Here is a 12,734-nt window from a genome sequence, read left to right as displayed (position 1 = left end):
GATCTCGACATTCAAAAGGGATGAGAATTAACCTCCTTCCTAACGAATACAAAAATCCCTCGTCGATTGGCGAGGGATTTTTATTTTAATTCAGAAACAAAGAAGGCTCTTATTCTGGCGAAACCAATTCGGTTCCGTTGACCGTAATTTCGACTTTACGCGCGGCTTGCTCGCGATGCTCTTGTTCAATGACTGACGTCTCAAGACGAATGTTGTCCGCTTTCACGCCATGCAAAACTAAGAAATCTGCCACGACTTTTGCTCGCTCTTTCGCTAAGTGAGTATTGTACTCCAGATAAGCAGGCTTACTATCTGCCCCTCCTGTTACCACCACTTCATAGCTTTCCAACTCAGTTATTCGACTGGCTAACTTCATCAACTGAGCTTCCATCTGTGGGTTGAGCGCGGCATCGTCGTAGCTATAAACCGGACTGTTCTCCGCTAGAATTACGGTTTGCTCTTCCGGCGCATCTTCTATGTGCTCAATAGGTTGTGGCTCGTAACTGCTGCTCGACCACGGATGAAGCACCAGAGACAAGTTCACCTGACGCAGCTGTTTGGTGTCTTTTTTGTCGTAGTACTGATCGAGCACACTGACGTTAAACAGATTGTCGAATTGCAACGAGACGTCGATGTACTCACTTAAGGCATAGTAGCCACCCAACGACAGATACGGTGCCACGCCGCTTGTTTCCGTCGGTGAATCCAACTGTGGCTTGTCCATGTCGGCGTTGTAGATGTAGCCACCCACGCCAGCAAACAAACCACCATCGCGCCACAGTGACCATTTGTGTTTGGCGAGAATGTCCAAACCTTTCATGTCAAAACCATTGCCGTCCGATAAGCTGCGATAGCCTAACTCATAATCAAAAGGCTGCGTCGTGATACCTAAGCTGTACTTCAAGCTGGTGATGTCGTTGTCGTGCTTGTAAGGATCGTCTTTAAACTGAGCGAGTCCCCCTCCCACTTGAAAATACAACCCATTGGATACCAAAGTATCGATAACGCCTTTCTCGGGTTCGTCGACTTGCTGAGCCTCTTGTGCCAAAACTGGGGAGAGTGCAAAAACAGAAATCGCGAACAAAATCATTTGTTTGTAAATCACAAGCCTTCTCCTATAAGTAAGAAACGGTGTACACCACCATTCCCTCGAACTTCCCTTTCTTAATGTTGGCAGGGTCGAAAGGCACCAGTTTGGCGAAGTAACGGTCATAGCCGACTTGCTCTACTTCGTAACCATCACCGACAGGCTCATTAAGTTGCACTTCTTCACCACTCGGAGTGTAAAGCTTGATGCCGTAAGATTTGATTTCCGTGCCACTTTCGTCAAACACCGGGACGTAAGATCGGTTGTTCAGGTCTCGAACATTATCAAAATAACCACGCAGCTTAACGGATGGACAATCGGCTCCGTACTTTAAGTTGCGAACGATAATAGTGAGAGGGCGAGGCTCGGTTTGCACAATATCGTCCACACCAATGCGCCCGTAGTCGATGTTGTTGTTCTTGATCTCCAGCTCAACCAAACATTTAGAAGGCTTAAGAATGTCCATATTCTGAATCACGCTGCGGTAGTTCGCATACGCACCGTTGTAGCCCAACTCCCCATCTAACTGGAAAATATTAACCGGCGCGCTATATCCAGAGAAGTCCCCCGGCCCCGTAACAATGATGGGCTGGTATGTAATGGTTTTGGATGTTTTAGTGCGTGACTCACAAGCGTTGTTATCTTCACTAGCACTACATTGAGGGACTCTGAAGCCATCAACTGCGGTTTTTACGCCATAAATATCTCGGCCTTCATATCGAAACCCCACCTTAATACCGGGAATATTCGGGACGACGGTATCACCCGTTTTACCGGGCCAAAAGAACACTTGTTCGGGGAAATCCTTCAGGTGAGGGAAATTCGTCGCATCTTTATAGCAAGTAACATTCACCGTTTGAGACGGGCCACGCCATACCACTTGTCCATCAGGCGCATCAATGGGTACAGATGCAGAAGGGTCAATGTAGAAACTGCTTACACCGCCAGGACCACTACCACCAAAACTACCACCGGCTTCTGTGCTGTAGCAGGCTAACGCCCACGCATTGGGAGCAACTGAAAGCCCCGTAACGAGCAAACAAAGTGTTAGAAATAACGCTCTCATCATTACCCCTCACTTTCGTCTTTGGCAGTGCAAATGTTTTTTGAATTGCAGAAATAGGTGTTGCTCACCGTAGCACCATAATCATTGATGTGGCTTAACGTGTATCGGTCGCTTTTTTCTACTTTCAAGGTTCTGCTGGTGAACGGCGCCAGCATCACAGGGGTGAAACCTGTCGCGTCTTTCTTCGCTTTCCCCACCATCAACTCAGAGTAAGTCACGTAAAATGGCGAACCGTTTTCTACCAAGATCTTATTGCTGCCCGTGCGCTTAATTTTGGTTGCGCTCGCCACCGCTTTATCGACGCGCTTAATCTTGTTCAGACTGGAAGGTCGATAGAAAAATTTGATCACCGATTCAATCGCGATTTGGATAGAACCACTGGCAGTTTCTGCGACAGCATCATCGTGCTTGTCATGCTCCGAAGGCGGCACTTCGCGAACATGTAAGAAGTAAGCCGTTTCCCTGTCTTGCGGAAGCTGGGAAGCGGTTGGCAAAGATTTGATGCGCAACATGGCGTAATCTTTACTCTCGATTCTCAACACGGGTGGGACAACGATGAATTTGTCTTCTACATCCTTTCCATCCATGTCCGTCAACCAAGATTGCGCTAAGAATGGAATGTCAGCGGGGTTCTTTATTTTGACGGTCTCTACCTTTGAGTTACCTTCATAAACCACACGAGTTCGGTCTAAAGCCAATGCCGCATTCGCCGATGCCGAGACCATCAAACAACACATGACGGCTAGAATTGATTTTTTCATAACTTCTCAACTACTGATTAATTATCACAATGAACGGAACGGATGACTTCTTTACTGTTTAGAATTGAGTCATCAATGATTAAGTGGCAGCTTTGGTTATCCCCCCAGCTCACACTGATTTTTGAATCGAGATTGACGCCGACCAAATAAGCCGTCGAGTCTTGCCCAACAATGCCAATCTCTTGATTGAGTTCGTCGTCAAACACCAATGCACCAAACGGAATGTCTTGTTCGCTTTGCAAGCGCGCCATAAAGTTGCTGCCTTGGCGGGCCTTAATTTTTTGATAGCCGATCGCACCTTCGGTCAGCACCATGCTCTTAACGCTGCCGAGCACCTCAACATCATCAGGTAGTGATTTGTAATCGATGGTGTTGTAGCTCTTTTGGTAAGGCGTCACGCCATTGATCAGCGCCAAGCCAAATGCATTGGTCTCTTCGTTGTTGCTGCCGTTTATGGTGACGTCCGGTACATTCGAGTCGATAAGAATGCGCGACGTACCAGAGTTAAGTGCGCTGTAAGCCAAGCCATGTTTTGAAAGCAGCACCGTGCCCATCGCATTGGCGTTTACTTGGCTGTACGAGTTGGTTTTGTAGCTGCCACCCACAGACGTCGACATGAATGAGAAATCGCGATTGTAGTTGCCACTTACGCCGTTGGATTCACCCTCGTAAACATCGTAAGCAACGCGATAGTTAGAACCGTCATCGTTGTTGTATCCCGAGTAGGCGAGGTTTTGGGAGTAATCGCCACTGCGTGAGTTGGTTTGAACCGAGACAGTGTTGCTGCCACCGATAGGAATAGAGATCCCCAATGACCAGCCTTTTTCGTCAATGCTTGGCGAGTACTCATTAATGCCCGACTCGTAGTCGTAACTGATGTATGAATCGTTCGACTTGTACAGGTTCATCGTTAAGTAGAGGTCGATCCCGTTGATCTTCAACGGATGCGAAATATTGACGTCGTAACGAGAACTGTCGCGGCGATTGTCCCAATAGTTGTTTGAGGTGTAAGACACATACGCACTGGTCGAGCCAAAGCTCTGGGTTAGCGCAATGTACTTTTCATCTTTGCGGTTGTTGTTCGCGGCATAGACGATGGAAGAAGTACGGTCATCATAAGACTTCAAATACTCATCAAATTCGTAGTATTGCTCTTCCGAAAAACGGTAGCCTGCCACACGTAAACCCAAGCCAAAGTCGGTCAGCGTGTTGTTGTAAGTAAAGCCATAAGACAAACCAGAGGCATCCGTGTCGTCGCCTAATTTCGCCTGCGCAGAAGAAATATCGAATGAAGCCGCCCCGAAGTAATTCAGGTTGATGCCACTACCGAAAGTGTAAGATTGGTAATCTTCAGAGAGCAGCGTTGCAGAGAACAACGACAGGTAGTTGTTGACACCATAGGACGCTTCGGCGGAGAAAAACTCTGGCGTGTGCTCATAAGCATCACTGTCCGGTACGCCCGCAGAAACGCTATAACGCACATGATTAGGTCGAGTTAGGTACAGCACATCTGCACCGTTCACTTGGTAACGTTGAATCGTCCCGTCGGCTTGTTTGACCTCAACATCCAACGTACCTTGAGACGCTTGTGATAGGTCATCAATCAGATACGGCCCCGCATTCACATTCACTACTTTAAGTACGTTGCCTTGCTGGCGAATGGTGATCACCGCATTGGTATTGACCGTGCCAGAGACCACTGGCGAGTAACCACGCAAGTTAGATGGTAGCATTTGGTCATCGCTTTGCAGGCGAACACCCGTCATTTGGAACGAGTCGTACACGTCCGAGCCAAACTGGGTATTACCGAACGTCAGTTTCGATTTAATGCTGCGGATCGGCGCATAGCCATACAATGAAGTAAAGTCACCCGAGTAGTTGTTAGATGCTTGGTAATTTGCTCGAAAACGAAACGCTCCGGCATTTAACCCAACAATGCCGTAGGTGGATAGATCGTCATTCCAACCGTTTTCATCGTCTTGTTGGCTGGAAAAGTAGTTAACGTTGTAATCCAGATAGAGCGCGGCGATGCCATCGTCCCATAGACGATCAGGTACAAAACCATATTTGTACTCATTGGCGATGTATTCTTGAGGCGTCGTGATGTCTAAACGTGCTTTACCGAGATCGGACGTAACTTTGGTGTAGCCGACATCTTCAAACTGATAACACACACCACCATCAACTGAGATCGCGTTTTCTTTGTAGACTTTATAACCACGCTCGCTAAGAGGAAGGCTGTCCATTAATGCATCAGAAATGCAGGGTTTATTGTTATTAAATACAATATTTTCTTTGGTTAAGAACTCCCCATTAATATAAACCTCTAGCTCATATTTACCGTCTTCTACAAAGTTCGCATTCGAGAATTTGCTTAAATCGACACTATTTTTACTTCTTATAAAATAATCATTGAAGCTGGTCGCGTAAGAAAAAGAAGGAAAGGAAAGTACAATTATTAAACCGAGTAAATGACGACGCATTTTATCAACCAGTGTTTTTTATTAGAACGAGAGCTTTGGCTAAACAGCCAAAGCTCTCTCGGCAACTGCTTATGGGTACGTTACGCGTAGTAGCGCCCAAGATTCTGCAACACCCGCTGTAACAGGCGTTGCTGTTACGTCTACGTTTGCTTCATACGCGGCAGAGAAAGACGCGATGTTTGTGCCGTCTACGATTACGTTGCTTGCCGCTACGTCACCGTTGTCGATTGGGTTACCATCGTGAAGGATACGTACGCCAACGCCCGTTGCACCGCCTTCAACGCTGAATAGGTCACCAGTAGTGTCTGGGTTAGAATCGAATGTGAATTCTGCTTTTGTTGCTACAGTCGTATCACAATCCGTCAGCTTCACTTGGAAAGGCACTGGTGTAGAGCGGTCACCTTTTGCTTTAAAGATGTGCGTTGGCTGTTGACCAAGTTGGATTGTCTGATCGATGCTGTCTGGTGATAGGCCACATGCTGATTCTACGATTTCACCTTTGAAGTAAACGTTGGTCGTGTTTTCTGCCAAAGCAGGCGTTGCAGACATCAGACCAAAAAGAAAAGTAGCTGCGATTGATGAGCGAATGAATTTAGCTTTCATTTTTAAATCCCGTGTATTTTTAGCGAATAAATGCAGAAAAGAAGTGATGACTTCTTATCATTGCAATTTAGTTTTTAATAAATGTGTGGATGGAATAGTTTTATTTCCAACTCGATGTGTTTGTATCGTTTAACAAACGTTATGATTTTTGGTTAGCGTGAATGTTATTAAGTTCTAAACCATTAATTCTCCCTAAATTATTCGCTCCTTTTCATCAAGAAATAATGCATTCTTGTTATGAGCCTATATTTTTAATTACCTGTTCCTAATAAGATTTATCCAATTAAACGTTGACCCGAACTATAAAGTTATTATTGGGTGTACGATCCGTGAACATTACGCGCGATTTGAGTGGCTCCACGAACGAATCGTAAGCAGCTCACCCAATACATAATCGGCCCCCGCGGAATAAACACCGGTACTCGCTCCGACTTCTTCAAGTTGGAACACTCGTACTTGCTTAACGGTTTTCTTTTCTGGCGCAACCATTAAGAAAAGCCTTGCCCGACTGGCGTACAACAACTCAATCAATCGCTCAATGCTAGACAGCAAAGCCGAATAACTGAGACTCTCGGTATGCATGAGAATGAACGCATCACCTTCGACTCGGTAAGTCAAAGAAGCCAAGGCACTCCCACCAACGGACCATTGCTCCGTCGACTCTTTGCCATTGAGAAAGCGTTCATACTCTGTCAGTGAACAAAGCTGTCTTAAAAACTGACGACCACTGCCCTTTTCGTTCAAACGTCGCCACTTCCCTTTTCCTTCAGGAAGAGGGACAAGGCCAAAGTTGCCATGACGATAACGCTCGAACCTTTTGATCAATTGAGGCTTGGTCGGAAAGCAGCATGTCTTGAGTTCATCTACACTGTTTTCAAGCACTCTGAGAATCTGAACCATCCGCTCTGCTGTGGGTTGGACTTTCTCACTTTCCCACCGAGAGAGCGCATTAACATCGAGCCCAACAAACAAAGAGAAAGGGAAATGGCGTAACCGATCCACCAGCTCTCTTTGCGACCAACCTCTTCTCTTTCGTGCCTTTCGAAGGTGTTGAGAAAAGTTCGACTCCACCTTTACCTCCACATGCCTTAATTGACTTATGAATCAAACAGTTAAATAGGCATAACAAAGTTAAGCAATATGGGCATGCTCTGTCGGTTTGAATTTGAACAAGGGTAGAATATGCCCCGAATTGAGCGAGGTTATATTCCTGAAAAATAAAGGGAAACGCTTAAAATCGGCATTTTGATTCAATGGTAAAGAACAATTGCTCAATTTCAGAAAAAGGTGTGTAGCACGTAGTACCATTCCTACAGAAATGAGGGCAAAAGCGTGCAATCGACCCACTAACAGACGTCAAAAACTGCCTCTCATTGCGAGAGTTTGGGGCTTGAGATACAGAGATGCCTGAGGTCGCACTGGCTTCCTCAACCTATAAACGAAAAGGTCGTTGTGTTATTCGCTACGCGAAGAAATAGTCAAACAGCCGCAATTGCGCCCGCTTAGTATCTTCATCTGAAATACCGATATACCTTAGCGTTGTCGAAACAGACTGATGGCCGATAATGGTCGCTACTAGGCCAATGTCCATATCACTTGAATGGTAAAGGTGACGTGCGAATATTTTCCTTAGACTGTGACAGCCGATTTTGTACTGACGCAGCTCATCAATACATCGAGATAAGCACGAGAAGACACTCCAACAAGCCTGACGCGAGATAACGCCTCGCTGTCTTTTAGCTCGATTACTGGCTAGGGTAGAGCGCGAAAAAATCAGACCGTTATCTTTGTCTTGCCACATTCTTCGGCGCTTCTTCAATGCAGTTAAAGTTCGCGGACTAAGATAAGCGATACGCTTTTTCACCGGAGCGTTTTTCGTTGCTTCTTCCAAGCGTGCTTGGACGCTTTTCTTCCAACTACGAGGCACTAACCCCGCTACGTTTCGGTAATCACACACGTACACTGAGAGCAACTTGGTATGATCTCGTTTGTAGTAGTTGAGCAGTTCATTTTTGATGCTTTTTAATACTTTATGTCGCGCTCTTGCTTGTCGCGCCAGTGTTCCTTTACTCTCAATCACCACCACTTCACCCGATTCAAAATTAATGTTGTCGTAGCCCAGTTTGGTGATGTCGGTAATTCGTAATCCCGTTTCAATGCCTATTCGCCAAATTAGCCAATAGACTTCATCGTGGTGTCGCTTCAGGTATTTTTCTGCTTTCTTTAAAATACGCTTGTCGCTAATTGCCTGCACGGTACTCATGAACATACCTTCCATTACGTTATAATTATTAATATTAAATATAGCTCAAGCGGTAATAAGCATTTGAGTTAATATTACTTACTGTTATTAATCTCAATAGCCACGTTTATATTTGTTTCTATACCATTAATTTAATTGATGTATTAATTGAATAATTCCAATCAAGTGATTTATCAATCGCTTTAACTATATCAATTTGATTCAAGCCCCTCACAGTGATGATTTGATAAGTAAATTCATGTATTAATTCGATAATTTATCTAGATTCATAACTATATTGATTTTTTACTCAGAAAGATGGCGGTTTATTTGGTGATATGAACGGTATGAAATTGTTTTGTAGCGCATTTTTTGTGATCTACTTCTCATGACAGTTTTATTGAACCGACATCACACACGCTCTCGAAGTGTCTCTGAGTAAGTAATCACCAACGGAAAGCCAAACCTTTATGCGCAAACCAATGCAAACCAAACAAAAAAGGCTCCCAATTGGGAGCCTTGAACATTCTATAGGGAGTAAAAAGTGGTTTCGATTACTGCGCTTGTTGCTGCTTCATCGCTTCTAACTTTTTAAGTTGCTCCTGTTGACGCTTCTCTAGCGTCGACTTTTGCTCTGCGGTTAGAACATTGTAGATATCGTGCTGCGCTTTAAGTTGAGCCAGCTGTGTGTCTAGCTGTTTTGCATGCGCTTGTTGGATAAGCTGCTTGGCTTTTGCTTCATCAAAAGAAGACGCTTTCACTAACTTCTCGAACTGCTTCGCGCTTTCTTGTACCGCTTTAGGATCCTGCTGACCCGCTAGTTTGCTGCTTAAATTGATTTGAATCTCTTCAATCTTCGCTTGTTGATCAGCCGTAATGCTCTCTAAACCGAATGGTTTTGGCGCTGCAGGTTGAGTTGGTGCTGCTTCTGCAAATACATTTGCGCTGCTTAGTAGTAGAATCGTCGACAATAGGTAGCGTTTCATTGGGGGAACCTTCATTAACTTCAGTTTTGAGTTAGGTGAGACTCAATCGATACCACATGGTTTCCTGTACCTGACAAATATGAGACTTTCCGTCACAAAAATAAGCAAAGACTGATATGACAAAAACGACAAATAATTTCCAATTTCCTTCGTCTTTTTCTTTTGTCCGTCGTCTTAGTCATTATTTAACCCAAATTTAAGAGCCTATGTTTACCTTTAAACCTGCAATCATCGAGATTGATCACCACCAAATCACCCTTTCACCTGACGACCAAAACCTGGTTGAGGTGGCACGCAAGGTCAAAGTGAATATCGCCGCACCTTGTTTGAAGAACAAACGTAAACACGGTTGCTGTCATGTATGCAAAGTGGAAGTGGACGGTGAGCCTCGTTACGCTTGCAAGGTAAAACCTAAATCGGGGATGAAAGTCGTGGTGCGTCGCCCTGATCTTGATGCGGCAAGAAAAGAAGCCGTTAAAGCGTACAAGCAACAAATAAAGACAGGCGAAACCACACCTTGCCAGTGCGGTTAAAACGGGTAATCGAGTTTACCTTACCGCGCAAAAACAAAGGGCGACACGAATGTCGCCCTTTTTGATGATTATTGTTGCGGATTTAAAATGATGGTGGTGCGTTTGGCTTTGCTACCAAAGGCCTGTTTCGCTTTCGCCCTCACCTCTTCTAATGTGACGCTTTGCGCTGCTTTATCAACGTCCAGCAAGACATCAAGCCCGTAATCATGCACTAAGTAGCGAGTGTATGACCAACTGCGCTGTCCCGGATTGTCATCCATGTCTTTCATAGAAACCGCAAGTTGCTTGGCAGCCGTATCGACTTCTTTTTGCGTGATGTTTTTCGCTAGACCATCAAAGATTTTATCCAGCTGAGCGTCCATCTTGTCGACGTCTTTTGGATCGATTTGTGATTCAAAGAACCAATCAGAAACCTGTTCTCTATCTTGTGTAATTGGGTAGATGCCAGGGCTGTAGTCCAAGCTTGCTTCTTCACGTAATTGTGCGGTAACACGCGCAGCAGCGATGCGTTGCAGCATGTCTTCAACCACCGTGTCACGCGCCATTCTCGGTGACTCACGCTCATTGGTTAAACGCAGCAAATACAGCGAAGATGGCTCGTTACCTGCGGCCATGACCAAACGACTTTTCGCATTTGGATCAAACTCAATATGGTAATCCACGGGCGTGGCCGCTTTTAGATCAATCGATGCAACATACTTACGCAGCAATGGTGTGATCTGCTCAGGTTCGACATCGGCTACGATGATCATTTTGTAACCGTAGTTATGCTTGAACAAGGCTTCGTGCATCGCAAACACTTGATCCGGAGTGACGTTCTCTGCGCCATTGATGGACAAAAGGCGATGGCGACTGTTAGGCAAGTATGCGTTTTCATTTGCGGCCTTAATCCACTGACCCATTGGTGATTCAAAGAAAGCGCGTCGCTGCTGAACGTATTCACGTTTTACCGCTTCGAGTTGACGCTCATCGACTTTGATTTCCGTCGCCACGTTATACAGACCATTCATGGCACTGGCTAAATGTGCTTTGGGTGTGATGACCTCAATGCCGTGATTCGTCGGGCCAAGGATCGGGAAGAGTGAAATGTCGTTTTTGCGTAAGTAGCTGTCGAGTTCAGAACCTGAGAAATCCCCCAACCCACTGCGTGCCGCTGCCATGGTCGCCACTTCAAACGCAGGATAGAGTGATTTATCAAGTGCAGCCTTACCACCTTGGCTAGCCAAGTAAATGTAGGCTCGGTTCGCCGCTTTCTCATCTTTCTGGAACCAAACTTCGATGCCATTTGAGAGTGAGTAAACTTGGAAACCGCCTTTCTCTTCTCGAACGGCGGTGATGTCACCTTCTTTAGTTGGCTGAATAAAACCATCGGTTTTCGCGTACATCTCAAGCGGCTTTTCACCGGCTTGTGCGTAAGCTGCGCTTAACAACGCAAACTCACCTGCAAACTGTTCTTTGCTTTCCGTTCTACCTAACCCCACCACAAAATTCGCCGGTTCCGATAACAGGGCTTCCAGCTCATTGTTCGCGTGGTTAAGATCATTGGCAGCGACAAAGGTGACCAAGCTTTGTTCATACCCTTGTTTGGATTGCGATACTGAATCTCGCTCCAATTGATACACTCGCGCTTCTGCATAACCAGCAGGCTTTCGCTTCGCCCAATCGGCATCTAGGTTAGACAGTTCGCCATACCAACCCGACATCACACCATTCAGTTCCTCTTGAGTCACACCGTAATCACGCAGCGACGTCAGTGTATTCAAGAAGATTTGTTGGATGTTGTCACGGCGCTCAGGAGCAAAAGACACCCCTGCCGACATCATGCGATGATAGTTGGAGGAATAAGGTTGCGCATAAGCGTATTGGAACGATTCCGCCGCATCATTCAACACCGTGAGTAAGCGTTGTTGGATCAACTGGGCGCTCAGCTCATCTTGCCAAGCTTTGTGTTGTTGCTGCATGGTTTGTCGAGTAACAGAGTCCCGATCAATGACCAGGTGCAGGCTCGGTGATTCCATCTTACTGCTTGGTAAAATGCGATTAGCGTTATTCACTCGAATATCACGACGCTTTTCTACTACCGCATTAGAAACGCTTTCCCAATTAGAAAATTTGTTCTCAATGATCTTTGAGATAGATTCGACATCAACATTACCTGTGACAATTAGCTCAGCGTACTGCGGCTGATACCACTTGTCATAGAATGCTTTTAGCGCTGGCGATGTCGTGTTTTCTATTGAGCTGCGCGTGCCAATCGGATCGTGCTCCGCATAAGGCGTGCCTTCAATAGAAGCTTGGTACGCGTTAAAAGATAGGGATTTATCATCAGGTCTCGCACGACGCCACTCCCCTAGAATCACCCCTTTCTCTTTTTCTACCTGCGTTGGGTCGAACTCGATGCCATCACTGATATCACGCATCCAAGTTAACGCATCATCCAATTTACTCGGATTAGCAAGATCAAGCTTGTAGGTCGTCTGTTGATAAGTCGTCGTGGCATTAATATCTGCACCAAAACTGCCGCCTGATGCTTCAAACAGCTTTACAACATCATTGCCAGAAAAGTGAGTGCTGCCGTTGAACGCCATGTGCTCAATAAAGTGCGCGTAGCCTTTTTGAGTCGCATCTTCTTGGAAGGAGCCAACGTTCATCATCAAACGTACTGAAACTTCTTCATCTTGGGTTGGATAAATGTGGTATTTCATCCCATTAGGCAGTTGATCAACGTACCAATTCGGATCGGTTTGAAGCGGTGTCGATTGGGGAGTCAGAGCACACCCTGACAGCAACAATGCGGTGAGTAACAACGTGCTACGCATAACTATCGTCCCTAATAATAATCAATTGAGGCAATATATCGAGCACGCCATATGCTTGATATTTAATATGAAAACTGCGCCTGAATAGTAAGATCTAGCTCACATTTTATAAAATGAGAAGGTTTTACAACGTCTTAGATAACACTTCGCTATT

The 12,734-nt window shown here is 45.5% G+C and carries 10 protein-coding genes; 1 reads left to right on the top strand and 9 read right to left on the bottom strand.

All coding sequences use genetic code 11. The features are described from left to right. Positions 1-109 precede the first annotated feature (109 nt). The 8 genes from ACLIIY_RS20305 to ACLIIY_RS20270 all read right to left on the bottom strand — a co-directional run bounded on the left by ACLIIY_RS20305 (position 110) and on the right by ACLIIY_RS20270 (position 9,228). Complete coding sequence (locus ACLIIY_RS20305) at positions 110-1,105, bottom strand: OmpA family protein (protein WP_434529250.1); 996 nt, start codon at positions 1,103-1,105, stop codon at positions 110-112. Positions 1,106-1,115: 10 nt separating this feature from the next. Then, entirely contained in the window at positions 1,116-2,156 is a 1,041-nt protein-coding gene (locus ACLIIY_RS20300; protein WP_032802806.1) for an adhesin, read from the bottom strand. Further along, the gene (locus tag ACLIIY_RS20295) at positions 2,156-2,914 is read right to left on the bottom strand and encodes a fimbrial biogenesis chaperone (RefSeq protein ID WP_434529249.1); all 759 of its coding nucleotides are present in this window, start codon (positions 2,912-2,914) and stop codon (positions 2,156-2,158) included. Before ACLIIY_RS20295 ends, ACLIIY_RS20300 begins: the two co-directional genes overlap by 1 nt. Positions 2,915-2,931: 17 nt before the next feature. Further along, positions 2,932-5,397 carry a fimbria/pilus outer membrane usher protein gene (locus ACLIIY_RS20290; RefSeq protein ID WP_434529248.1) on the bottom strand — a complete coding sequence of 822 codons (2,466 nt, stop codon included), beginning with the start codon at positions 5,395-5,397 and terminating at the stop codon, positions 2,932-2,934. A 69-nt stretch (positions 5,398-5,466) separates the two neighbouring features. Further along, a complete protein-coding gene (locus tag ACLIIY_RS20285; protein WP_009706582.1) occupies positions 5,467-6,000 on the bottom strand; it encodes a fimbrial protein in 534 nt (177 codons plus the stop codon). 336 nt (positions 6,001-6,336) lie between these two features. Further along, positions 6,337-7,002, bottom strand: coding sequence for a helix-turn-helix domain-containing protein (locus ACLIIY_RS20280; RefSeq protein ID WP_230599402.1), 666 nt, complete (start codon positions 7,000-7,002; stop codon positions 6,337-6,339). 460 nt (positions 7,003-7,462) lie between these two features. Then, on the bottom strand, positions 7,463-8,263 hold the full coding sequence (locus ACLIIY_RS20275; RefSeq protein WP_009706584.1) for a tyrosine-type recombinase/integrase: 801 nt from the start codon (positions 8,261-8,263) through the stop codon (positions 7,463-7,465). Between the two features lie 533 nt (positions 8,264-8,796). Further along, positions 8,797-9,228, bottom strand: coding sequence for a Spy/CpxP family protein refolding chaperone (locus tag ACLIIY_RS20270; protein ID WP_009706585.1), 432 nt, complete (start codon positions 9,226-9,228; stop codon positions 8,797-8,799). Positions 9,229-9,434: 206 nt separating this feature from the next. Here ACLIIY_RS20270 and ACLIIY_RS20265 point away from each other — a divergent pair, with 206 nt between their 5' ends. Next, positions 9,435-9,761, top strand: a complete 327-nt coding sequence (locus tag ACLIIY_RS20265; protein ID WP_005434274.1) for a 2Fe-2S iron-sulfur cluster-binding protein — start codon at positions 9,435-9,437, stop codon at positions 9,759-9,761. A 68-nt stretch (positions 9,762-9,829) separates the two neighbouring features. On the opposite strand, the gene ACLIIY_RS20260 is transcribed toward ACLIIY_RS20265, so the two are convergent. Beyond that, positions 9,830-12,580, bottom strand: a complete 2,751-nt coding sequence (locus ACLIIY_RS20260; RefSeq protein ID WP_434529247.1) for a M16 family metallopeptidase — start codon at positions 12,578-12,580, stop codon at positions 9,830-9,832. Positions 12,581-12,734 lie beyond the last annotated feature (154 nt).

The organism is Vibrio sp. K4 (assembly GCF_051122595.1).
In the GTDB taxonomy this organism is placed as follows: domain Bacteria; phylum Pseudomonadota; class Gammaproteobacteria; order Enterobacterales; family Vibrionaceae; genus Vibrio; species Vibrio owensii.
Note: the sequence above shows the minus strand (reverse complement) of the source record. Positions and strands in the feature narration are given on the sequence as shown.